General features: G+C 39.6%; 23 protein-coding genes and 1 tRNA gene. 8 read left to right on the forward strand and 16 right to left on the reverse strand.

The features are described 5' to 3' along the window. Positions 1-27 precede the first annotated feature (27 nt). Genes JYB65_RS03895 through ubiE form a run of 7 tightly spaced genes read left to right on the forward strand, consistent with a single transcriptional unit; the run spans position 28 to position 5,812 of the window. Complete coding sequence (locus JYB65_RS03895) at positions 28-837, forward strand: electron transfer flavoprotein subunit beta/FixA family protein (protein WP_206581296.1); 810 nt, start codon at positions 28-30, stop codon at positions 835-837. Beyond that, positions 825-1,907 (forward strand): electron transfer flavoprotein subunit alpha/FixB family protein, encoded by a 1,083-nt coding sequence (locus JYB65_RS15195; RefSeq protein WP_342366613.1) that lies wholly within the window; start codon positions 825-827, stop codon positions 1,905-1,907. Before JYB65_RS03895 ends, JYB65_RS15195 begins: the two co-directional genes overlap by 13 nt. Continuing rightward, a complete protein-coding gene (locus JYB65_RS03905) occupies positions 1,900-3,195 on the forward strand; it encodes an FAD-dependent oxidoreductase (RefSeq protein WP_206581297.1) in 1,296 nt (431 codons plus the stop codon). Before JYB65_RS15195 ends, JYB65_RS03905 begins: the two co-directional genes overlap by 8 nt. Continuing rightward, complete coding sequence (locus JYB65_RS03910; protein ID WP_206581298.1) at positions 3,195-3,488, forward strand: ferredoxin family protein; 294 nt, start codon at positions 3,195-3,197, stop codon at positions 3,486-3,488. The genes JYB65_RS03905 and JYB65_RS03910 overlap by 1 nt, the downstream gene beginning before the upstream one ends. Before the next feature lie 55 nt (positions 3,489-3,543). After that, positions 3,544-4,446, forward strand: coding sequence for a 1,4-dihydroxy-2-naphthoate octaprenyltransferase (gene menA / locus JYB65_RS03915; RefSeq protein ID WP_206581299.1), 903 nt, complete (start codon positions 3,544-3,546; stop codon positions 4,444-4,446). A 16-nt stretch (positions 4,447-4,462) separates the two neighbouring features. Next, positions 4,463-5,095: a CPBP family intramembrane glutamic endopeptidase gene (locus JYB65_RS03920; protein WP_425331112.1), complete on the forward strand. Its 633-nt coding sequence runs from the start codon at positions 4,463-4,465 to the stop codon at positions 5,093-5,095. Positions 5,096-5,110: 15 nt separating this feature from the next. Further along, on the forward strand, positions 5,111-5,812 hold the full coding sequence (gene ubiE, locus JYB65_RS03925) for a bifunctional demethylmenaquinone methyltransferase/2-methoxy-6-polyprenyl-1,4-benzoquinol methylase UbiE (protein WP_206581301.1): 702 nt from the start codon (positions 5,111-5,113) through the stop codon (positions 5,810-5,812). A gap of 284 nt (positions 5,813-6,096) precedes the next feature. Here the strand turns inward: ubiE and JYB65_RS03930 are convergent, their stop codons facing one another. Then, positions 6,097-6,921, reverse strand: a complete 825-nt coding sequence (locus JYB65_RS03930) for a polyprenyl synthetase family protein (protein ID WP_206581302.1) — start codon at positions 6,919-6,921, stop codon at positions 6,097-6,099. 274 nt (positions 6,922-7,195) lie between these two features. Here JYB65_RS03930 and JYB65_RS03935 point away from each other — a divergent pair, with 274 nt between their 5' ends. Beyond that, complete coding sequence (locus JYB65_RS03935) at positions 7,196-7,351, forward strand: hypothetical protein (RefSeq protein ID WP_206581303.1); 156 nt, start codon at positions 7,196-7,198, stop codon at positions 7,349-7,351. Between the two features lie 88 nt (positions 7,352-7,439). On the opposite strand, the gene JYB65_RS03940 is transcribed toward JYB65_RS03935, so the two are convergent. From JYB65_RS03940 to mutS, 15 genes are all read right to left on the reverse strand, one after another. After that, on the reverse strand, positions 7,440-7,904 hold the full coding sequence (locus JYB65_RS03940; protein WP_206581304.1) for a VOC family protein: 465 nt from the start codon (positions 7,902-7,904) through the stop codon (positions 7,440-7,442). 154 nt (positions 7,905-8,058) lie between these two features. Then, positions 8,059-8,133 (reverse strand) — tRNA-Asn (locus tag JYB65_RS03945). Between the two features lie 158 nt (positions 8,134-8,291). Continuing rightward, positions 8,292-11,825, reverse strand: coding sequence for a pyruvate:ferredoxin (flavodoxin) oxidoreductase (gene nifJ, locus JYB65_RS03950; RefSeq protein ID WP_206581305.1), 3,534 nt, complete (start codon positions 11,823-11,825; stop codon positions 8,292-8,294). A gap of 17 nt (positions 11,826-11,842) precedes the next feature. Further along, positions 11,843-12,037 carry a CDIF630_02480 family spore surface protein gene (locus tag JYB65_RS03955; protein ID WP_206581306.1) on the reverse strand — a complete coding sequence of 65 codons (195 nt, stop codon included), beginning with the start codon at positions 12,035-12,037 and terminating at the stop codon, positions 11,843-11,845. A 216-nt stretch (positions 12,038-12,253) separates the two neighbouring features. Next, positions 12,254-12,841, reverse strand: coding sequence for a flavodoxin family protein (locus JYB65_RS03960; protein ID WP_206581307.1), 588 nt, complete (start codon positions 12,839-12,841; stop codon positions 12,254-12,256). Between the two features lie 33 nt (positions 12,842-12,874). Continuing rightward, positions 12,875-13,300: a hypothetical protein gene (locus JYB65_RS03965; protein WP_206581308.1), complete on the reverse strand. Its 426-nt coding sequence runs from the start codon at positions 13,298-13,300 to the stop codon at positions 12,875-12,877. Then, positions 13,281-14,186: a phosphodiester glycosidase family protein gene (locus JYB65_RS03970; RefSeq protein ID WP_206581309.1), complete on the reverse strand. Its 906-nt coding sequence runs from the start codon at positions 14,184-14,186 to the stop codon at positions 13,281-13,283. The genes JYB65_RS03965 and JYB65_RS03970 overlap by 20 nt, the downstream gene beginning before the upstream one ends. Beyond that, positions 14,158-15,240 carry a bifunctional glycosyltransferase family 2/GtrA family protein gene (locus JYB65_RS03975; protein WP_206581310.1) on the reverse strand — a complete coding sequence of 361 codons (1,083 nt, stop codon included), beginning with the start codon at positions 15,238-15,240 and terminating at the stop codon, positions 14,158-14,160. Before JYB65_RS03975 ends, JYB65_RS03970 begins: the two co-directional genes overlap by 29 nt. Positions 15,241-15,613: 373 nt before the next feature. Beyond that, positions 15,614-15,928, reverse strand: coding sequence for a LysM peptidoglycan-binding domain-containing protein (locus JYB65_RS03980; protein WP_206581311.1), 315 nt, complete (start codon positions 15,926-15,928; stop codon positions 15,614-15,616). Positions 15,929-16,201: 273 nt separating this feature from the next. After that, positions 16,202-16,942, reverse strand: a complete 741-nt coding sequence (locus JYB65_RS03985) for a TVP38/TMEM64 family protein (protein ID WP_206581312.1) — start codon at positions 16,940-16,942, stop codon at positions 16,202-16,204. A gap of 19 nt (positions 16,943-16,961) precedes the next feature. After that, positions 16,962-18,257 carry a methionine gamma-lyase family protein gene (locus tag JYB65_RS03990; RefSeq protein WP_206581313.1) on the reverse strand — a complete coding sequence of 432 codons (1,296 nt, stop codon included), beginning with the start codon at positions 18,255-18,257 and terminating at the stop codon, positions 16,962-16,964. Between the two features lie 52 nt (positions 18,258-18,309). Beyond that, entirely contained in the window at positions 18,310-19,443 is a 1,134-nt protein-coding gene (locus tag JYB65_RS03995) for a tyrosine-type recombinase/integrase (RefSeq protein ID WP_206581314.1), read from the reverse strand. Beyond that, entirely contained in the window at positions 19,422-20,354 is a 933-nt protein-coding gene (gene miaA, locus JYB65_RS04000) for a tRNA (adenosine(37)-N6)-dimethylallyltransferase MiaA (RefSeq protein WP_206581315.1), read from the reverse strand. Before miaA ends, JYB65_RS03995 begins: the two co-directional genes overlap by 22 nt. Before the next feature lies 1 nt (position 20,355). Next, positions 20,356-22,302: a DNA mismatch repair endonuclease MutL gene (mutL, locus tag JYB65_RS04005; protein ID WP_206581316.1), complete on the reverse strand. Its 1,947-nt coding sequence runs from the start codon at positions 22,300-22,302 to the stop codon at positions 20,356-20,358. Next, positions 22,295-24,919 carry a DNA mismatch repair protein MutS gene (gene mutS / locus JYB65_RS04010; RefSeq protein WP_206581317.1) on the reverse strand — a complete coding sequence of 875 codons (2,625 nt, stop codon included), beginning with the start codon at positions 24,917-24,919 and terminating at the stop codon, positions 22,295-22,297. The genes mutL and mutS overlap by 8 nt, the downstream gene beginning before the upstream one ends. Positions 24,920-24,934 lie beyond the last annotated feature (15 nt).

Consider the following 24,934-nt stretch of genomic DNA (forward strand, 5'->3'; position numbering starts at 1 on the left):
AAGAATTATTAAAAGGAGTTGTTAATTTTGCATATTTTAGTTTGCGTAAAGCAAGTACCAGATACCACAGAAATAAAAATGAATCCCAAAACAAATACACTGGATCGTTCCAGCGCCCCTACCATCCTGAATCCATATGATGCACACGCTGTTGAGGAGGCTGTTAAAATCAAAAATCAATTGGGCGGAAAAGTATCTGTTTTGTCCATGGGCCCATTACAAGCTCAGGAAGTCATTAAGAAATGTATTGAGATGGGAGCAGAGGAAGGTTATCTTCTCTCAGATCGTTCCTTTTCCGGCTCTGATACGTTAGCCACCAGTTATATCCTCTCCATGGGAATCAAAAAAATCATGGCAATGGATTCAGTAGACATGGTATTTTGCGGGAAACAAGCCATCGACGGTGATACGGCTCAGGTAGGACCCGGCATTGCCTGCCGTTTGGGAATCCCTCAATTAACTTATGTTGAGAAAATCAATTCCGTTGATATCGAAAAAAACGTTGTGGTGATACACCGTAAAATGGATCGTGGTTATGAAGTGGTGCAAGCCCACCTCCCCTGTTTGATGACTATCGAAAAAAGCATCAATGAATTAACTTATGTTCCTTTAAAAAATATGATCAACGCAGCACGATATCAACCAATCGTGTGGAATATCAGTGATTTGGAAGCGGATTTAACTAAAATGGGACTGAAGGGTTCCCCGACTCTGGTACGCAAAGTCTTCCCACCTCCTCAAAGACCAGGCGGTGAGCTATTGCAAGGTACTATCGACGAAGCCGTGGATACCTTGGTTCATAAATTGAAAGGAGGAATACTTTCGTGTCAGTCTTAATCCAAAACTCTAAAGAGAATGAAATAAATAATGGCGGTGTTTGGGTGTTTGCAGAACAATTAGAGGGACAGTTTGCTTCCGTTACACTGGAGCTGCTGGGTTCCGCAAAAAAATTAGCCTCCCAATTGAATGTTCAAGTAGGTGCGGTACTCATTGGAGAAAAGGTAGAACCTTTAGTTTCAACACTCTATAGGCACGGTGCAGATAGCGTATACCTCGTGGACTCGGCCGTATTCCATCATTACAGAACAGAAACCTACACGAGTGCCTTTTGTCACTTAGTAAACAAGTATCATCCTGAAATTGTATTAATGGGTGCAACCACCACGGGCAGAGACTTAGCCGGAGCTGTGGCTACTTCCCTGCAAACAGGTTTAACAGCAGATTGCACCGCGCTGGATATTGATATGGAAAAAAGAATTTTATTAGCCAGCCGGCCTGCTTTTGGAGGAAATATTATGGCAACCATTGTATGCGAAGATCGTCGGCCTCAAATGGCAACGGTTCGTCCAAGGGTTATGCCCGCAGGCATTTCTCAAATGAATGGAACCGGAAAATTAATCAGAGAATCTTTACAAATCGAAGAAGAAACTTTACGCACCAAAGTTCTTGAGATTGTTACAGAGCAGGTTGAACAGGTGAAGCTTGAAGACGCTGCTATTATTGTCAGCGGCGGACGAGGCATACAAAATGAGCATGGGGTTGCCCTGCTCCATCAACTGGCTAAGGTCTTAGGCGGTGTCGTCGGAGGCAGCCGAGGCGCCGTTGAAAAGGGTCTGATTGATCCAAAACGGCAAATTGGTCAAACCGGTACGACGGTAGCCCCTCGACTCTATTTTGCTATCGGGATTTCAGGTGCCATCCAACACATTGTTGGTTTACAAGGTTCCGACACCATTATTGCCATTAATACAGACCCCGACTGCCCTATCATGAAGCTTGCTACCTACAGCATTGTCGGCGATGCTTTTGAGATCGTGCCGAAATTAATAGAGGGTTTTATAAAGGTATTCACCGACAGTCCTATTACAGGAGTACAAAACGCAGAAGGAGGCGAGTTCATTGTCTGAGAAATTTGATGCAATCATCGTCGGAGCCGGAGTCGCAGGTCTTGCGGCAGCCTATACGATGGCCAAAGAAGGATTACATGTTATTGTCCTTGAAAAAGGTCAGCATCCCGGTTCAAAAAACGTGATGGGCGGAGTACTATACCGTCAAATGATGGACGAGATTATACCTGACTTTTGGAAAGAAGCACCCATCGAGCGTCCGATTGTTGAACAGCGTTTCTGGATGCTGGCAAAGGAATCCGTTGTACAAACAGGTTATCGGGGGATGGAATGGAGTCAGCCTCCTTATAATAACTTCACCGTTTTTAGAAGCAAATTCGATCATTGGTTCGCCAGCAAATGCGTGGAAGCCGGTGCACTGATTATCTGTGAGACCACCATAAAAGAATGTATTATTGAAAATAACCACGTAATCGGTGTTCGTACAGACCGACCGGATGGAGACCTTTATGCAGATGTGGTTATTCTTGCAGATGGCGTGAATTCACTGCTTGGAAAAAGTCTTGGGTATCATCGAGAATGGCGCAAAGATGAAGTAGCTCTTGCTGTGATGGAAGAATTAAAGCTGCCGTCACAAAAAATAGAAGACCGGTTTAATTTAGATAAAGGCATGGGGGCAACCATTGAAATATTTGGAGACGGTACCCTGGGAATGGTGGGAACTGCGTTTATTTATACCAATAAAGAGCACCTTTCTATCGGCTGCGGTACGTTGCTTTCAGAAATGAGTAAAAAGCAAGTGAAACCGTATGAATTACTGGATTATTTAAAGCAGCACCCTATGATAAAACCTCTGATTGCCGGTGCGGAGCCTTGTGAATATTATGCTCACTTGATTCCTGAAGGTGGCTACAAGAGTATTCCGAAGTTGGTTGGGGACGGTGTTATAGTAGTCGGAGATGCCGCTCAGTTTGTCAATGGGATTCATCGGGAAGGCTCAAATTTAGCGATGACATCCGGCCGATATGCGGCGGAAACGGTTATTCGGGCTAAAAAATTGGGTAGCTTTAATGAGTCTGCCCTCTCCTATTACAAAGATCTAATTTATCAAAGCTATATTGCTAAGGATTTAAAAAAATACAAAAATGCTTCTCATACGATGGAAACAAATCCGGCAATCTTTAACCATTATATCCCGGCGGCAAACAAAGTAATGAGCGAAATGTTTACGGTGGACGGTATATCAAAATCGCAAAAGCAGAAACTTGCCATGAAACATATAACCAAAGAGCGCTCCTTGCTGCGGGTAGCAATCGATGGCATCAAAGTACTGGGGGCGATGAAATAATGAAAGATAACAACAAAAAAGGAAATATTGATAACAAACTCTTCATGAATAATTATAAAGTAGATTCCATGTCTCATTTAACTATTAAAGATCAAGCAGTGTGCGAAAAATGCGAAGATAAATCTTGCACGATTCTATGCCCTGCTCATGTCTATGAATGGAAAGATGAACAGATTATGGTTAGTTATGAGGGCTGTCTGGAATGTGGCGCCTGCCGAATTGCATGCCCTCATGATAACATTGACTGGAATTTCCCACGCGGAGGTTACGGTATTCAATTTCGGTTAGCATAGTTAAATCCTTAAAAATGTGAATTTTTCTATATCTATTGAAAAAAGGAGGATGGGAATGAAACAAAATAAAGCAGGGAAATGGCTGCAAGCAATTCGGCCATTTTCCCTCAGCGGCTCTGTGGTTCCGGTCATATTAGGGGCCATATTGGCAATAAAAGAAGCTCCCTTCCATGTGGACTATTTTGTTCTATCGGTTATTGCTATTGTTTTACTTCAAGCAGGTGTCAACTTGCTCAGTGATTATGATGATTATGTAAATAAAGTGGATACGAAAGATTCTTATGGTTCCAGCGGTGTTATCTTTGAAAATTTACTAGCACCGTCTGAAGTACATAAAGGTGGATTAACGCTGATGGTGTTAGGCTCTCTCATAGGATTGTATCTTGTTTATCAACGAGGATGGGTTGTACTTTTACTGGGGCTCATTGGTGCGCTGGGAGGCTATTGTTATACCGGCAAGCCCTTAGGTCTTAAGTATAAAGGATTCGGGGCTCCGTTAGTCTTTCTGCTCTTTGGTCCGTTAATGGTTTTGGGTTCCTACTATGTACAAGCTCAAACGATGAGTTTCGCAGCATTTTTAGCTTCTATTCCGGTTGGATTCCTTACAACGGCAATCCTGCATGCAAATGATATAAGGGATATAGAACATGATAAAAAGGCGGGCATTAAAACGCTGTCCATTCTAGCAGGACGAAGAAAGGCAATCATCGTATATTATGGCTTAATCATTTTATCCTACAGCTTCCTGCTGCTAGGGATAGTAAGTAAAATCATACCTTATTGGAGTTTATTATGTTTCGCAACAATCCCGGCTGCAATAAAAATGATGAGCAAATTAAGAGCATCTTCTCAAGATGTAACAGGAATTATTGCACTTGATAAAGAAACCGGCCGGCTGCAAGCTCAGTTTGGATTCCTCTTTGTTTTATCCTTGCTGCTTTCGTTGATACATTTCTAGGTTAGGAGGAATGAAATTGGATAAAAAAAATACGACAAGCAATTTTTACATAGCCTTTACCTTGCTTATTTCCGCAGTTTTATGGTTTTTGATGTTCATCATCAAGCCAATGAATTTTTGGATTGAAATGTCCCTGTCCATATCCATTCTAGTAGCTTTATCCTACTGGGTAAAAAGAGATTTATTTCAATTGAGTAAGATCACTTGGCGGGCGATAATCATAGGAATACTGTCAGCGATCATCCTATATGCCGTGTTTTATGTTGGAAATATTGTATCAGGTTATTTGTTCCCTTTTAAAGAGGCACAAGTTTTATCTGTTTATAGCAATAAATCACAAGGAAGTCCTCTTCTGATCGGTTCCTTGCTTTTGCTGCTGATCGGCCCCGGTGAAGAACTCTTTTGGCGGGGATTTATACAACAATCCCTTGCTACAAAACTGGGCGAAACGAAAGGGTACCTGCTCTCCACGCTTTTCTATACAGGAGTGCATATCGTCACCGGTAACTTTATGTTGATTATCGCAGCTCTGGTATGCGGTGCATTTTGGGGCTTTATGTACAAAAAAGAAAAAAGCCTTGTTCCCGTCATCATTTCACATGCTCTTTGGGATTTCACTATTTTCGTACTATTTCCATTGATCAAATAAAAGGAGGTGTCATTCATGATAGAAACGACTACAGGGATTGATTCTATATTTACTTCCATCGCGAGTAAATATGAACAATTGAATTCCATTTTAACATTCAATATAGATAAAAGTTGGCGAAAAAAAGCGATTAATCTTTGTCAGCTGAAAGCAGGCGATACGGTATTGGATTTATGCTGCGGCACCGGGCAAATGGTCGAGTATGCTTGTAAAATTGTAGGAAAAAATGCTCAGGTGATAGGTCTGGACTTTAATGATGCAATGATTAACGAGGCTCATAAGAAATTAAAAAAGCCCTTAAAGGGATACACCTATCAAATTATGAAAGGTAATGTACTAGAACTGCCCTTTTCAGATCATTCTTTTGATTGTATTACGATTGCTTTTGGAATAAGAAATATAAAAGATAAACGAAAAGTATTATCAGAAATGTACAGAGTGGTAAAACCGGGCGGCAATGTAATCTGTTTAGAATTGTCAAAGCCTGAAATGCCAATTATTAAAAACATCTATGCTATTTATTTCAATCACCTATTACCCATAATAGGATACGTAGGAACACAGGATAGAACAGCCTATTATTATCTTAGAAACTCCGTCAATGGTTTTATGAAAAAGAATGAACTGAAACAAGAATTTGATGCGGTCGGTTTCCAAAACACGGATTATATATCGTTAACGTTCGGTGTTGCATCCATCCATTACGGAAAGAAATAAAAAATTATTGAAGATAAAAATATAGCCTATCCCTCCCTATAGGGTATCTGAAAACGAATTTATTTTGCTAGTCAACACTTCAGGATTCATTTTCGGAATAAATCTTTTAGTAAATTTCGTTCTCGGCTTTCAGATAGAAAAGCAAACTCGCTGTGCTCAAACAGTGCTTTTCTTTGCATTTTATGCTCGCTGAAAGCCTTGTTCACAAAATTTGAAAAGATTATTATTCCTCAAAATATCCATCAGTATTGACTAGCAAAACTGTAGGCTTGTTTTCAGATACCCTACACAGAGGCATAGGCTAAAATATATTCTGAAAAATTGAGCAGTTTTTGTTTATAAACAGTGTCTTCCAGAACACCCAAAGAATTTTTAGCTTCCTTGATGTATTCTTCTGCTTCCTTCAATCCATCGTATTGGATGGAAACGATCTCTTGATCAATAAAATCATCGATCAATTGATAGGCCATACCTACATTCATCCCATAATTTTCTAGAGCGGTTATTTCCTTTTCGCTGCCTCCGGCAAGCATGGCACCAAATCGACAGCTATTCCCTATAAACACTGCTGTTTTCCCATTTATAATTTTTAAATATTCCTCTTTCGTAGGAATCGTTCCGGTTGATTTGAGCTGCTCTATTTCAGCTAAACCCATTGTTTCTATCATTTGAGCCAATCGATCGTGATAAACAACCGGCAATTGCCTCGATATAATTAAAAAAGCACGGGAATTTAAAATATCGCCGGCTAATACGGCTATCTTATTTCCAAATACATTATTTAACGTTTTCTGCCCTCGGCGTATACTGTCTTCGTCAATCACATCATCATGAATTAAACTTGCCGTATGTATCAGTTCTATGGCTGCGGATAATTGAATCAACTGGGCCTTTATATCCAGAGAAATTTTTGGGTTGACAGCACTTGCAGACAATAAGAGTAAAGCCGGTCTCATTCGCTTGCCCGGAATCTTAAAGGCGTGTTCAAGCACCTCTTTATTATTTGTCCCGCAAAGATTTTGAATGACATGGTCTAATTGTTCCTCTAAAAGTCGTAAATGATTGGATACCGGAGCATAAATTTCTTCAAGCTTTATTTGTTCGTTCATGATAATTCACCTATCCTATTTATTTAATCTAACAACTTTCTAAGCAAACTACTCATCATTTTGTGCTTATTCAGTCGATTAGTACTCATAGGTTCATCTTAATCAAAAGATATGAAGATTTCATGAAGCAAGGAATAAATGAGCCTTTATTTACAATAATTTTATTATGTATACTTTATTATTGTACCATATAGCAGCTGCTAAAATTTATATTCTATATTTTTTCTAAAATTGGAAAAGAATAAAAGATGAGAAAAATAACGGAGGTGAGTAAATGAACAATATGAATCATAGAAATGCAGTTCATAATATTAATTCAAGCAACAACATGCAGCAAACGAATTCCAGCAAAGAGCAGTCTGATGAAAATAATCATGAAGATCAGAATACTGCACAGAGCAAAATCAATATTAATAGCAGCACAAGATAATTAATCCAATAAAAAGTCCACTTTAAAAGTGGATTTTTTATTGAATTATGTAACAATGGTTTCCTGTTATGCTCATACCACGCAGGAATTAACTGTTCAAAAGTATTTCCAAATCCGATACCGACACATCCATGCGTTTGGAGGTTTCCGTCATTGATAACCCAGAATCAAGGAACCGTTTTACAACCATCTTCATATTCTCGCCAACTTCAATAATGTGGCCATCTAAATCGTAAAAACGTATGGAGCGTTGTCCCCAGTCAGCTTCCTTAACGCCATCCCCTATATACCTAATATCATTGCGTTGCTGTAATTTCGCAATAAAGTCATCAAATTTGTCTTCCTCAAAGTACAACTCCATATTGTGAGATTCTTTTAATATGCTATTCTTTGGAATATCTAACAGCCAGTCAAAGTCCTGCTGTAAAAACAATCCACCAAAGGAGACATTTCTGCCATAGTCTTGAAATACCTCCAGCTCAAATAAATCCTGATAAAACTTTTTGGAAAGACTTATATCTTTTACTGCAATGCAAACCCCTTGATATTTCATTTAAATTTCCTCCAATAATATAAATAATCCGCAGTTAAAAATTGCTCGACAAATTCCTGTTTGTCTGTATGCATAAGTCTTGAATCATAATACCACGATTTACAAAATAAAGAAAGGCATAGCCTCCACCAGGGGGAATCTATGCCTTTCTTTATGGCTCCAAGGGTGGGGCTCGAACCCACAGCCTATCGGTTAACAGCCGAGTGCTCCACCATTGAGCTACCTTGGAATAGTGTACAAAATTAGTTACTTATCTATTTTTTCTATTATTTAAAAATATATACTAAAAACTTGTTTTTGTTACGCTATTCACTTTATTGTAATAAAAAAGAACCTTAATTGCATTCTATTAAAGTTCTCTTTTACCTTGTATCATCTATTTGACTTTTAGTTTAATGATAACGCTTTATAAGTCTCATAACGTTGTTTTGAATACTCTTCAGCTTTTTCAAATAAATCATCTGCCTCATTCGGGAACAATCGTTGTAAAGAACTATATCGAACTTGCCCCATCAGGAAATCCTGAAAACTTTCAGTAGGCTCCTTAGAGTCCAGAATAAATGGATTCTTTCCCTCTTTTTTCAATTCCGGATTATAACGGTATAGATGCCAATACCCTGCTTTTACAGCCTTTCTAATGGTCTCCATGCTTCTTCCCATTCCTTCTTTGATCCCATGGTTGATACACGGTGCATAGGCGATAATGAGAGATGGTCCTTTATAGTTTTCTGCCTCACGGATAGCCTTTATTAGTTGGCTGTTATCGGCATGAATACCTACTTGTGCCACATAGACATTACCATATGTCATCATCATCATGCCAAGATCCTTTTTACCTAATTTCTTTCCGGAAGAAGCAAACTTCGCCACCGCAGCGGCTGGGGTTGATTTTGATGCTTGTCCGCCGGTATTGGAATAAACTTCCGTATCAAACACTAATACGTTAATGTCTTCTCCGGATGACATCACATGGTCCAGTCCTCCAAATCCAATATCATACGCCCATCCGTCTCCTCCAATAATCCAATGAGATCGTTTCATCAGATAATCCTTACGCAAAAGGATCTGGTGAATCAGTTGTTTTATAGTAGAATCTGAAGATTGATAGCTTTGCATGGTTTGAATCAGCTTTTCACTTATTTCTTTCGTTTTTTCTCCATCTTCTTTATATTTTAACCATTCTGCCATTAAAGTCTTTAAATGATCTTCTATATTGGTTTCTACTAATTGTTTCATGTTGTCTTCCAGACTTTTTCTTAGCTGCTTGGTAGCAAGATACATACCATAGCCAAACTCTGCATTGTCTTCAAACAAGGAATTCGCCCATGCCGGACCTTTCCCCTCTTGATTGCTTGAATAAGATGTGCTGGCCCCACTAGCTCCCCAAATAGAGGAACAACCTGTTGCATTGGCAATCATCATCCGATCCCCAAATAATTGGGTAACCAACTTAATATAAGGGGTCTCTCCACAGCCTCCGCAAGCGCCGGAAAATTCCATTAAAGGTTCTTTAAATTGACTATCCTTAAAGGAGTTGCTCAGCGGCAAATTTGATTTATATCCGATTTTGTCATGTGCAAATTTCCAATTTTCTGTTTGATCGTCTAGCTGCGAGTTCACCGGTTTCATGACTAATGCTTTTTCCTTAGCCGGGCATATATCGGCGCAATTACCGCATCCGGTACAATCCATCGGACTGATCTGCATTCTGAAATGATAACCTGCCAATGCTTTTCCGGAAGCTTCTATCATCTTAAAGGAAGAAGGCGCTTCGGTTGACTCCTCTTGAGTAAGCAGAAACGGTCGAAGCACGGCGTGAGGGCAAATATAAGAGCATTGATTGCATTGGATACAGTTTTCTTCAATCCATTCCGGTATATTTAACGCTATTCCGCGTTTCTCATAGGCACTCGTGCCGGAAGGAAACGTTCCGTCTGCTCTGTCTTTGAAGGCACTCACCGGTAATTTATTCCCTTCCTGTGCCTGCATCGGCCGCATAATATTTTTTATAAATTCCGGCTCTTCCTCCATATTTAATCTGTCGGTTGCAATACCATCCATCCACGCTTTCGGAACCTGTACTTTATGAATTGATTCAACCCCTTTTGCAATTGCTTCTTGATTCATTCGGACGATCTTTTCCCCTTTATTGTTATAGGAATAGGTAACCGACTTTTTTAATTCTTTAATAAACTCATCCTGGGGAAGAATTTTAATAAGCTTGAAAAAAGCCCCCTGCATAATCATATTAATGCGATTTCCCAAGCCGATTTCTTCGGCGATTTGAACGGCATTAATCGTATAAAACTCTATTTTCTTTTTCGCAATTATATTTTTATATTCAGCAGGCAGATACTCTTCCAATTCGTCCTCTGTCCATTGACAATTGAGTACAAAGATACCGCCAGGCTTAAGATCCTCTAACATATGATATTTATTGATATAGGATTGATTGTGACAAGCAACATAATCTGCATTTTCAATAAAGTAAGTGGATTTTATCGGTGTTTTGCCAAATCGAAGGTGGGATACCGTTAAACCTCCTGATTTTTTAGAATCATAATCAAAATAAGCCTGCACATAATGATCGGTCTTATTACCAATGATCATAATTGCCTGTTTATTGGAGCCAACTGTTCCATCGGAACCCAACCCCCATATTTTACATGAGATACGGTTTTGAGGTTCCGTTAACACTTTATTTTTTATATCCAGTGAAGTATCTGTCACATCATCTACAATTCCAAGTGTAAAATGCATCTTCGGATTTTCTTGCTTTAGATTTTCATAAACTGCTGTGATGTCACTTGGTGTTGTATCTTTCGAACCTAAACCATACCGTCCACCGATGATCAGCGGTGCTTTTTCTACCTTACTGTAACTGGTGCATACATCCAGATATAAAGGCTCACCGATAGAGCCGGGCTCCTTGGTCCGATCCAGTACAGCGATTTTTTTAACGGTACTTGGGATGCAATTTAAGAAATGTATCATTGAAAAGGGACGATAAAGATGTACCTTTACCAAACCATATTTCTCACCTCTTTTATTGTGATAATCAATGGTCTCCTCTATGGTTTGTGTAACCGATCCCATTGCAATGATTATATATTCCGCATCAGTCGCTCCATAATAATCAAACAAACCATATTTTCTTCCGGTTCTTTTACTTACTATTCCTAAATTTTCTTCAACGATAGAGATCAGATTTTTATAAAAAGGGTTGCTTGCTTCTCTTCCTTGAAAATAGATATCCGGATTTTGTGCCGTGCCGCGAATGACGGGATGATTTGGAGATAAGGCTCTATTTCTAAAATCATTGACCGCATCGTAATCAACCATCTGTGCATAATCGGAATATTCAAGAGCTTCGACTTTCTGAACTTCATGCGAGGTTCGAAATCCATCGAAAAAATGTACAAAAGGTACTCGGCCTTTAATAGCCGATAAATGAGCAATCGGAGCCAAATCCATCACCTCTTGTACGGAGCCGCTTGCTAATAAGGCACAGCCTGTCTGCCGCACAGCCATCACATCTTGATGATCCCCAAATATACTGAGCGCATGTGTGCTAATCGCTCTTGCGCTGACATGCAAGACGCCGGGTAACAATTCTCCTGCCATCTTATATAAATTAGGTATCATCAATAATAGCCCTTGTGACGAGGTGAAGGTTGTTGTCAATGCACCTGCTTGCAAGGATCCGTGTAAGGCTCCCGCCGCACCTGCTTCTGACTGCATTTCAACGATGCTGACCTCTTGATTAAAGATATTTCTTCTTCCTTTCGCAGACCAGTCATCTGTAAGCTCAGCCATTCCTGACGATGGCGTTATGGGATAAATCGCAGCCACTTCTGTAAAGGCATAGGATACATAGGCTGCCGCAGTGTTACCGTCGAGAGTTAAATTAATTGTAGACATAACGTTTCCCCGCTTCCTTAAAGTTGGCTTCCATTATCAACCCAATTCTTTGCCTTTTCGACACTATACTCTGATGTAATACTTAAATTGGTTGCTCTATTTATTTCATCTACATTGGACCAAGCTGCTGTATATTCACTGTTTGTCGCACTCACACTATTGAGTCTCTCATTTTCAAATCCAGTTAACGTGTTGTTCAATTTTTTATCCATTTTAAACCTCCTACTCTATAATTAAATAAAATTTCCAAAAAATTAGTTATTATTCTACCAGTTTAAATTTACTGAATAAATTATTATTCTTGTTCGAATACTACATTTAAAATTACTGTTAACTTCTCATTAACAGGTCATTTTTCTCCACACAAAAATAAAAAGCTACTTGTAGCTTTTTATTTTCTTATCCGACAATTCATTTTTCAAATTCTCTCATAACTCCTTTTCTAAAAAAATCATGTTTCGTGCAAACGCCCGAGCATGCGCTTCCTTTTCATCATCCATGAAAGTATGCTGATATCCCAGATGGCGTTCAGAAAGTGCACCGATAAATTGTAAATGCGAATGCTTGCAATACCGCTCTATCCCCGTTTGAAACAGATCAGCCCCTTTTTCCGGGCGATAACCGCAGGTGGTGATTAAAGCAACCCTCTTCCCTGCCCAAAGCGCCGGTCCTATTTTATCTCCATAGTATTTATTCATCCCATATACCAAACGGTCCAGAATAGCTTTCATCGGCGGCGTGCAATACCATGAATAAATCGGTGTCGCCAAAACAAGCGTATCACACGCCATAATTTTATCAAAAATCTCCTGTGCATCGTCATCAAATTGACAGCCAAACTGCGACCAATCTGCCTGACAGACTCTGCAGGCTACACATGGAGCGATCTTTTTATCATATAACCAAACTACCTGGTATTCATCTCCATGAGACGCCAGTTCCTCAAGAAAGGGTTTCAATAATGCGGCTGTGTTTCCGCTTTTTCTCGGACTTCCCATCAGTATGTAAACTTTCATTCTCGTTCTCCTTTCAAAACAATTATTCAGATACTATTTAATTTCTTTCGTACTTACTGCCATTAGTAATTTAAAGGAGAAGGCTATGGAACCTACCGCCATCAATAGACCTCCTGCAAAATAAAAAAAGATTGTATAGGGGGAAGAAGTCCCCGCTATTTCCAGTATTCCGTTCAAAAAACTGCCTACTGTCAGCGTTGCAATTCCGGAATTGTATAAATTATAGAATTTCCTATATCCGTTGATTCTATTGGCGGTCGGAATCAGCACGCCCATCACCACATAAAAAAATGCTCCTCCCAGCAATGGATATAGAAACATCCATGTCATTGCACCGGAACTTACACCATGGCTGAAGATTCCGTAAACACTATTCACCACTAGCGCCACTATAGATGCGATTATATAAACGAATACCGTTTTTCTATTGGACCGAACTTTAATATCCGATATAGACAATGTCACTCACCTCACGTTCTTTCATGCTTCTGCCATCTGTAGGATGATTCATTACTTTTCCATTAAAATACATGGTCGAAGACCCTCCTCCATCTAAATTATAGGCCGTAATGCAGCCTCTTTCTTTGAGTTCTTGGGCTAATTCAAGGAGGGAAATGCCTGCACTTTCTTCTGTTCTTCCGTCCGATACGATAATTATGTAATGTCCTTCTGAAATTTGACCAATGGCAGTTCTTGGGTTGCTTGTTTTGGCTCTTGATACTTCACTGGTTTCGTTGACCGTCAGCTGACCGTTTTCTACAAGTGAAGGTCCAAAGGATAAAATTTGCCATATGTTGTCATCGTTTAAAAGGGTGTTTATACTTACTTGATTTTCATGAATAATGGAGAAATCCCCATTTTCATCAATGACTAGATCTTCATCACTTTTATCGGATCTAGCGGTTTCCCTATAAACTTCACCATTACGTAAAACATATCCCTCCTCTCTAAACCCATAATAATCACCATTGATAGCGAAAATAGCATGATTTTCTTCTGCTATATTCGAAGTCTTATCTTTAATATTACGGCCATACGTATTATTGGCCAGTGCCGTTTTTAAATATTTCGGATCAGAGACCCAAATATCTGCAATATATAGGATCGAGTTATATTTTTGCTCTGTGTCAATCGTTATTTTGATCCAGTCATCTTCATAAGAACGATCTGTAACAACAGCTTCGGTTTTTGATTCAGATTGAGCCCATTTTGGGGAATTGTCTTCGACTTTTGTAAGGGATTTTTGAATGACAAAAGTATCTAGCAATACATAAGTAAAGGAAAAAATCAATAAAAAAGTAAATAGGACAGCCCAGCTATAGGGTCCTGTAAATCTTCTTATCATCTGTCTTCCACTTCTTTCTTTTTGATACGAAAATATATTTTTTTTGAATATTGTAACTCAGTATAAATAAAATACTGTCTACTAATATCTTAATAAAGGTTAGATTTAACGGTACATTCTTTAGCAGCGAAACAAATAACCAGCTTAAAAACATCTGCGAACAGAATAACGTAAAATAAGTTAACGTTTCACCGCCATACTTGTTTTTACTTTTAAAAACCCAGTGCTTATTCACTAAGTAATTAAAACTCCCTGATGTCAAGCGAGCAATAACAGTAGCAGCCAATAAACCGATCGTTCCTCTTCCGAAAACAAGATGCGCCAATATAGTAAAAAGCGAAAGATCTAACATGGCTGAAAGCAATGATGAAAAACTATATTTAAAAATATTTAAATAGATACGTACCGAGTCTTTCACCGGATGAAAGTGAGAGGATGCATTATCAGCCAGATATATTGTGTCAATCGGCACATAAATAAAAGGAACACCTTCACGTGCCATTTTAAACAGCATGTTCATTTCAAATTCATATCTGTCCCCCTCTACAGATAAGCAATTTTGCGAATAAGCCATAGGGATTCCGCGAAGTCCCGTTTGCGTATCAGGGCATTTTTTTGCTGTGCTCAATAAAAAGACAAACGAGGTGATACGGTTTCCCAAGTAGCTTTTTAACGGAATATTCTTTCCGCTAAAATCTCTTTTCCCTAAAATTAAACCGGACGAATTATTTTCTAGAAATTCAGCAACTTTGTATATATCCTTGGGACTATGCTGCCCATCCGCATCTGCTGTAACAAAGCCCGGCAAATTGGGGAAATGGGATAGTACATAAGAGATTCCTGTTTTAAGGGCTGCACCTTTGCCCATATTTTTCGAATGTGTACATATCATACATTGAAATTCTTCTTCTATCGTTTCAAAAATGCTTGAGCATTCCTGTTTACTTCCATCATTTACGACAATGATCTCTAAATCTAGTCTTTTCAAATCTTCTACTAGTGTAATTAATTTATCATCTGGATTAAACGCGGGAACTATGATTACTGGCTTCAAATTTATGACCCCCTCTTTCTTATAAAATATCCTATCAGAAACATGTGATGGAAGGTTGATTAAATAATGTTTATTCTATCAAATTATCCGTCTATATGGATATTTATTTTTTTATTTTACACACATTATACACGGAACATTCAAAAGCCAACAAAAGGATACCTATCAACGATGAAACATAACATCGTTTTAGTGTATCCTTTTTAGCTTGATTAGAAACCCTTAATTGAATAATCTCTTATTCAACAGTGATTTTTATTGTTCCTGTGAAACTTTCTCCCTCCGTATTGTAACCTGTATATGAAACTTGAGGTCACCTTTGAATCATAGTCTGACGACGAATTATGTAGGGCTGTTCATTATATCCAAAGGTCTATTCACTATAGTAAGGAATGGATATGATCTGTCCCGGATAAATGCTGTCAGCAGAAATACCATTTAAGGAGCAGATTTCATAAACCGTTTTTCTTGGATCGGTATGAGCCGGCCCATATTCAGCTGCAAGATTCCAAAGGGTATCTCCGGATTCAATTTGAATTTGAATCATCTGATTCTTTGTTAAGCTGCTCGCGTCATTTATGCCTAAAACGTTATTCACCATAAAAACAAATAAAAGAATGGTTATCGTAATAGATGTGGTAAATCTCAGCTTGGACTTAATTCTATAGGATTTTTTTGCGCTTCTCATAATACATTCCTCCCATTTCCATCCAGAACTTATGTTCTTAATCACATATTATACGAATACATGTTCTTTGTCAATAATTATATAAACATTTGTTCTTTTTTAATCGATAAAATTAAAAAGGCGGACTTTCGTTCCGCACTACTGTTTAACTTATTGATTAAACTTTCATTTTTTCCGCCATTTCAATCGCGTACTTAGCGATGCTTCCGGCATAAAAAAACACCGACAGTTGAACCGCCGATGTTTCCTCTTTATTTATCATTAAATAACGTATTACATACGTATGAGTTTATTATAGCATTGATCTATATACTTGGTGAGGTTTTCATGAAATTTGATACCAAGAACACATAAAACGGCTGCTATGAATGCTAGGATACCGATTCCTACATAACTTCCCTTGTTGAACATACTTCCTATCATAATGGAGCACATCATGGCCGGACTTCTTCCTATCAGGGATATCAGCAGGAAGGCTTTTAACCTCATATTTGAAACACCTGCTGCATAATTCAGCAAATCTTTTGGCAGTCCGGGCACCAAAAAAATGACGAACACGATAGTAAATCCGCGTTTACTATTGATACGTTTAACAAATTTGTTTATCCGCTCTTCTCCAAAGATGAGGTGAAGCGCATCCCTTCCAAGAAATCTCGCTAAATAAAAGGTAATGATTGCCCCTACTGCAGCACCAATGAGCGAAAACAGAAAGCCTAACCAAAAACCATAGGCATAACCCGCTGTAAACTGAAGGCCTTGTCCGGGAATAATGCAAATGATAATTTGTACGATCTGAAGCGCGATATAGACAAATATGCTTGCCGTTTTGTATTGCTCCAAGTATGCATTGACAGAGTCTAAGGTTTTAAACTGGCTGATAAAGTCTGCATGAAATAGTACAATATATATCGGTATACCAACAATAACGAGCAGCAAGAGTGCAAATTTTACAATCGTTAGTAAAACTCTTATTCTTCCTTTCGCTTTTTTTCTTTTTTTATTAACTTGCTTCATGCAGCCACAAACACCCCTTCTATTTTGACTTCAATAGTTTCCTATCATAAAGAGTTTGCAGGGCCTTTATGACACCAAATTTGGAATGCTCATAAGTAAGGCCGCCTTGAAAATAGATAATGTAAGGTTCTCTAAGAGGACCATCTGCACTTAACTCAATAGAAGATCCTTGTACAAATGCTCCTGCCGCCATAATCACTTGGCTTTCATAACCGGGCATGTCCCAAGGAATCGGTTTTACGTGTGCATCAATCGGAGCCGCTGCTTGAACGCCTTCCGCAAACGCACATAAAGCATCCGGATCGTTCAGCTTCACGGCTTCAATGATATCACTTCTTTTTTCAGTTGGTGTAGGACACACCTCATAACCTAAGTTCTGAAACGCCTGAGCGCATAAAATGGCCCCTTTAACAGCTGCATTGACCGTTTTAGGCGCAAGGAATAACCCTTGAAGCATGGTTCTGGTTTGTCCGAACATCAGGCCGCATTCGCCGCCGATTCCCGGTGAGGTCATCCGATAGGAAATGTTTCTTATTAAATCTTCTCTTCCCGCAATATATCCTCCGGTTAAAGCCAAACCGCCTCCCGGATTTTTGATGAGAGAACCCGCAATCACATCGGCACCGACATCGGTCGGCTCTTTGGTATCCAAAAACTCGCCATAGCAATTATCCACCATGCAAATGATGGACGGATTAATCGCTTTTACAAACTTCGCCCATTCTTCGATCTCCGGTATCGTAATCGCTTTTCGCCAGCCATAACCCGTTGCCCGCTGAACGGTTATCATTCTGGTTTGAGGGGAAATGGCACTTTTTAAAGCTTCAAAATCGATATTTCCATCCGCAGTAAGTTCCACTTGTTTGAAGGTGATCCCGAATTCTTTCAGGGAACCTTTTCCCTCTCCGCGGATTCCGATCACTTCTTCCAACGTATCGTAAGGGGCTCCCGTACAATAAATCAATTCATCGCCGGGTCTTAAGATGCCGGTAAGGGTCAGCGTCAACGCGTGGGTACCATTTACGATAATAGGCCGTACCAATGCTGCCTCTGTGTGGAAAATATCGGAATACACTTTTTCGATCGCTTCACGCCCCGGATCATCATAGCCATATCCGGTATTCCAGCTGAAATGCATATCGGATATTTTATTCTTCTGAAATGCTTCCAACACCTTATATTGATTGTACGCCATGATATCGTCCAGTTCTAAAAAGGTATTTTTGATCTGTTCTTCCGCTTCATCAATAATCTCAATAATTTCAGGAGAAATCCCCATCTTTGTTGTTAATAAATCATATGTATTTTTCTGCATGTTTCCCTCCGGTATATCGTTTAAGTCATTCAAGTCTATAAGTTTACATCACTTATCTATCGTTATCTTTGCGTTCCAATTCCCATTCCATATTATTGACCAAATTTCGTTTTACATTCTGTTTATGTTTCGCATAAAGCTGTGTAGTCGTTACCTGTTCATGATCCAGAAGGGCTTGAACGTCATAGATATCTTCCCCGCGGCCGATTAAACTGGTTGCTGCGGTTGCTCTTAATTTATGCGGGCTATATCCGGCTTTCTGTGATGTTTTCAGACCGAATGCAGAATATTTTTTAACAAGCTCCCTGATTTGGCGCTCGGTCATTCGCTTGCCCTGTAAAGATAAGAATAACGCATCTTTATCTTCTTCCGAAATGGAATCCGGCGACGGCCGTTCTCCCTCCAAGTACTCCATGATGACAATTTCTGTCGATTGATTAATCGGCATGATGGATTCTTTGCCTCGTTTTCGGTAGATTTTAAATTCTCCCCGATCAAAATTGAAAGAAGATACATTGAGCTGCTGCAATTCAGACAAACGAAGTCCATACGTCAAAAATAGAATCAATATGGCTTTATCACGCTTCTTGGTTTTCTGCCAGAATTCCTTCTGCTTATTAGTCAGTCCTATTCCTGTCGAAACAATATCCAGCATACGCATGACTTCATCATCCTGTAACGCTTTAATTTCATGTTCGCCGGGTTTTGGTACCCGAATCGGATCAAGACCTGCCGTAATATTGTGTGTCAAAATCTCATCGCGATAGAGGTATTTAAACAGCACAGATAAGGATGATTTCTTTCTGGCTAATGATTTATTGCTGTTTTCATATATGGTTACCGCTTTTTCGGTTTCTTTTTGATATTTTCTGGCATAATCCAAAAATACATTCACATCTTTTGCCTTTATTTTTTCAAAATCGGCTACCGTTATATCTTGCCTAACGGAGGCTGAAACAGCTCCCGATTCCATCAAATAGCCACAGAAGAAATGTACATCCCGGAGATAAGCCAATCGAGTAAGCGGCAGCACGTTGCCTCGAAGATAGATAAAAAAACCCCTCATAAAGGCAGGAAGCTCTTCTTCAATCGCCGTACACTGCATAAAAAGTTCCAGTTCTTTTTTGATAATATTATCGGGCTTCCCTGTTTTATTCTGAAATTTTATCTTTTTTCTCTCAGCCATGTGATAATCTCCTCAATTACATCTTCATCACTTGGATAATTTGAAATGTTAAACCATGTTATATCTTCATATCTTCTAAACCAGGTCATTTGCCTCTTGGCATAATGCCTTGTATTTCGCTTTACGAGATAGATCGCGTGTTCCAAATCATATTCACCTTTTAGATAGCCGATGATTTCTTTATAGCCGATCCCTTTCATGGAAATATTTTCTTCAGTCAGCCCCATGGATAAAAGAGAGCTGATTTCTTCGATTAACCCCATTTCCAAAAGCAAATCCACCCGCTGATTGATTCGGTCATACAGTTCTTCACGATCCCTGCTTAAACCGATTAATGTATAGTTGTAATCGTTTGTTTTCACGAAAGATTCTTCAAAAGGCTTGATACCGCTCTCTGTATTTTCAGCCACTTCAATGGCTCGAATCATCTTTTTTAAATTGTTTACATGGATGCGCTCCGCCGCTTTCGGGTCCACTTCTTTTAATCGATTATAAACTGCTTCGTTTCCCTGTTCTTCTGCCAATTTTTCAAGCTTTTCACGATACGCATTTCCCACCGGAGGTGCTGAAAAGTTCATATCATAGAGTAACGAATTTACATACAGGCCTGTCCCGCCTGATACAATCGGTGTTTTCCCTTTGTCAAAAATTTCAACAATCGCCGCCTTCGCTCTTTTTTGATATTCTGCTGCCGAAAACGGCTCTCTCGGATCAATTTGATCTACTAAATAGTGCTTGACCTCCGCCTGTTCCTGGGTGGTCGGTTTCGCACTTCCGATATCCATAAACCGATATAATTGCATCGAATCACACGATACGATTTCACCGTTCATGGCTTTTGCAATCTCAATGGCATATTTTGTTTTTCCAACTGCAGTAGGTCCTGCAACAATAATTATTTCTTTTTTCATCTTATACACGTTTGAACATTTTCTCCAGTTCATATTGAGTCATTTTTATAAACGTAGGTCTGCCGTGAGGGCACGAATAAGGATTCTCACACTTGGCTAAATCTGCTATCAGCTGCCTGCATTCCTCATCCGAAAGAACGTCATGTGCCTTCACCGCACTTTTGCAGGCTCTCATAATAATTTTATCGATTTTCGAGGCATTCTCTATGTCCACATTCTCTTCAATATTCTCCAGGAAATAATCGATAAACTGATTCGCTTCCTCCATTTCCATAAACATCGGAATGGCTTTGATGATATACGATTTTGTACCGAATGCCTCAATATCAAATCCCATTGCTTGCAGCAAATGTACCCAAGAAGATTCGCTGGATTTGATGGCATAATTCGCTTCCGCCACGATCGGTATCAAGATCGTCTGCTGCAATTTCTCTTCTGCTTTATACTGATGCAATAGCTGCTCATAAAAAATACGTTCATGAGCCGCGTGTTGATCGATGAAATAAAAACTGTTTTCATCGACAGCTGTAATATAGGTATGAAATACCGTACCAGTTAACTGTAAGCTTCCAAAAAAAGAAACTTTCTTTTTCTCTACTACTTCCGGTTCTACTTCTATATTTACCGGCGTTCCTACGGTACCATCATATGCTTCTTGTCGTTCTTTCGCTAGGCTTGACAATATCAATTTTATGTCAACTTGTTCTTGTTTGTTCTCTTCTGCCTTTATTTCTGTCCTGTTTTCGCTTAACTTATCCTGAATCTGCACATTTACTTGTTTCTGAGCCACTGATTTTATAGACATCGGTGCTGTATTTGGTACTTGAACTTCTTCCTTTTCCGTCTGCGCTCTAAACACATCAGAAGGTCCTTTTTCAGCCAACGGCTCCGAAAGCGCAGTTTTCGGCTTTTCCGAAAAGAGTGTTGCTTCGGACGTGAAATTTTTCTGAATCGGTGGAATAGCCTCTTTGGAAAGCAATGCTCTTTTGATAGACTGCGAAATAAAGATCTTTACTTCCATATCATCATGGAAGCGAACTTCCTTCTTATTCGGATGGATGTTTACATCCACTAAGTTAGGCTGAATCGTAAAGAACAGAAATGCAATCGGATATCGGCCTTCGAACAGCCTTTCCGTATACCCTTCCTGCACGGCTATATCCATAACTTTATTAGATATGACGCGTCCGTTCACAAAGAAAATTTGTTGTCTTTTATTTGTTTTACTATAGTCCGGCCTTGAAATATACCCTTCCAGCTTCATTCGTTCATTTTCACTTTTCAGATACATTAAGCCTTCTCCGACCGACCGGCTATAAACCGTTAAAATACTTGTATAACGATCCCCTTTTCCGTTGGTGGAAAATAAGATATTGCCATTATTGATTAAACGGATTTTTATATCGGAATAAGCCAGCGCAATCTTTGACATAAAATCAATAATGAGATTGCTTTCCGCCGAATCCGTTTTCATAAATTTTAATCGAGCAGGCGTATTATAAAATAGGTCCGAAACAATGATAGTCGTTCCTTCCGGGCAACCGGTTAAATTTTTTTCAAAAACCTCTCCGCCGTTTATTTTTAATGAAATCCCCGTTTTTTCATCCGCCGTTTTCGTGATGAGTTCTACTCGGGAAACAGCAGCAATGCTGGATAGAGCCTCTCCTCTGAAACCCAACGTTAAAATGCTGTTCAAATCCTCATCTGTAGCAATCTTGCTGGTAGCGTGACGCAAAAAAGCCATTTCCGCTTCTTCCTGAGAAATTCCGGATCCGTTGTCCGTCACACGGATATAGTTTTTTCCGCCGTTTCGAATTTCTACCGTTATGGAATCTGCACCTGCATCAATGGAATTTTCAACCAATTCCTTTACAATGGATAAGGGTCTGTCTACGACTTCACCTGCCGCAATCTTATCCGCTACAGACTTGCTCAGTAATTTAATCATTTGCAGCCACCTGTAATTCTTCCAATACTTTAAGAGCTTCCCAAGGGGCAAGCTTCATTAGATCAATATTTTTTAATTTTTCTATAACAGCGTTTGGAGCAAAATCAAAGAAAGAAAGCTGCTCGTTTGCTTCTGCAGATTTGCTCCCTTTTTCCTCACTAGTTTTAATCAGCGTATGTCCTTCTTCTGCACCGCCGGATTCCAGCGCAGTCAATTTATTCGCAGCAGCTTCGAGCACTGCTTCCGGAACGCCGGCCAATTTCGCTACATGAATGCCGTAACTTCTGCTGGCACTGCCTTCCACAATCTTATGTAAAAAGATGATATTCCCGTTTTCTTCCGCCACATCTACATTTAAATTCTTAACCCCCGGAAGCTCCTCCTCCAAAGCGGTCAATTCATGATAATGTGTCGCAAATAAAGTTCTGATCTTATTTTTTGCATTGCATAAATGCTCCACAACCGCCCATGCAATGGATAAACCGTCGTAGGTACTGGTCCCTCGACCGATCTCATCCAAGATAATCAGGCTTTTAGCTGTCGCCGTATTTAGGATATACGCTAATTCACTCATTTCCACAAAGAAGGTACTCTGTCCCTGTGCCAGGTTGTCAGAAGCACCTATTCGTGTATAAATCCGATCCACAAGTCCGATATTGGCCGTTTCACAAGGGACGAAGCAGCCTGCCTGCGCCATCAGCACAATCAGCGCCGTTTGACGCATATACGTCGATTTTCCCGCCATATTCGGCCCTGTAATCAGCAGCATACTGGAATTCTTATCATCTACATAAATATCATTTGAAACAAAAATACCGTCCTTAATCATTTGTTCAATAACCGGATGTCGTCCTTTTGTAATCGCAATGCTGTTTCCGTCATGTACTTCCGGTTTCGTATAGCCTAAAGCCGCCGATACATGGGCAAAGGAAGCCAATACGTCAATAATTGCAATCGCCGATGAAGACTTTTGAATCAAGCCGATATACGTCTGAATTTTATTTCGGATTTCTGTAAACAAATCATATTCCATTTGATTGATTTTGGATTCGGCATTTAACACCAGACTTTCCATTTCCTTTAATTCCGGCGTAATAAAACGCTCACAGTTCACCAGTGTTTGTTTTCGAATATAGTTCTCCGGTGCCATTTCCAAGTTGGATTTTGTAATTTCGATATAATACCCGAATACTTTATTGAATCGAACCTTTAAGTTCTTGATGCCGGTTCTTTCCCGTTCTTTGCCCTCCAGCTCTGCGATCCAAGCCTGTCCATCTTTAATGGAAAAACGAAGATGATCCAATTCCTCGGAATAAGACGCTTTTATTAACCCACCTTCTTTGATCGTAAAAGGAGCTTCCTCCACAATAGAAGCATCGATCAGGTCATAGACCTCCATCAGGGAATCTTCGATTTCCCCACACAAGGAATGAAGCAGTTCATTATCCAAGGATTTTAATTCAGCTTTGATCTCAGGCAATATGTATAAAGAATTGCGAAGTGCAATCAAGTCTTTCCCATTGGCGTTACCGCAGGCAATTCTACCGGATAAACGCTCCAAATCATAAACCGCCTTCAAGGCTTCTTTGATATTATTTCGGATGATGATTTCATCCATCAATATTTCCACGGCAGATAACCGCCTGTTTACTTCTTTGCTGTTGTTTAAAGGCTCCCGAAGCCACTGTTTCATTTTTCGTGAACCCATCGCGGTATGCGTCTTATCTAAAACGCCTAGCAACGAGCCTTGTACTTTCTTTTCGTAAAGGGTTTCGGTGATTTCCAAATTTCGAATGGTCGCCTTGTCTAACGACATATGACCGTCCAATTGATACACTTGGATCGTTGTAATATGGCTTAGATTATGCTTTCTGGTTTCAAATAAGTAGCTGAGCAGCGATCCCAGCGACACCGTAGATAATTTCAAATCCGCTAGTCCAAGTCCGACCAGCGATTTTGTCTGAAATTGTTTCAATATAGTCATTTCAGCCGTTGCCGGGTTATAATAATGCTCATTTAAAATATTAAAATATGCATTCGTGATTTTTTTCATTTCCTCAATAGAAAAGATGGCTTCAGCCGATTCGTTCATCAGCACTTCTTTCGCTTTGATCTTTACCAATTCATTGAGCAGATTCTCTATGGTATTGTTGCCTAAAAATTCCGTCGTATATAATTCGCCGGTAGAGATGTCCGTATAAGCAATTCCGGCGCCTTCCTCAGACAGATAAACAGATGCCAAATAGTTATTTTCTTTCTCATTGAGCATCGTCTGATTCACAATCGTACCCGGCGTAATGATCTGAATGACTTCACGCTTAACGATGCCCTTTGCAGTTGCAGGGTCTTCCACCTGTTCACAGATGGCTACCTTGAATCCCTTTTCCACCAATTTCGCAATGTACGTATCGACGGAATGAAAAGGAACCCCGCACATGGGGGCCCTCTCCTCTTGACCGCAGTTTTTACCCGTTAGGGTAATTTCCATTTCCTTCGATGCGACGATGGCATCGTCAAAAAACATTTCGTAAAAGTCCCCGAGTCTAAAAAACAGAATACAATCCTGATAATTTTCTTTAATCTCCATATATTGCTGCATCATCGGTGTTAGTTGCATAGTTTCTCTTACCCC

Origin of the sequence: Clostridium aminobutyricum, assembly GCF_017255415.1 — a bacterium.
Lineage (GTDB): Bacteria > Bacillota > Clostridia > Peptostreptococcales > Anaerovoracaceae > Aminipila > Aminipila aminobutyrica.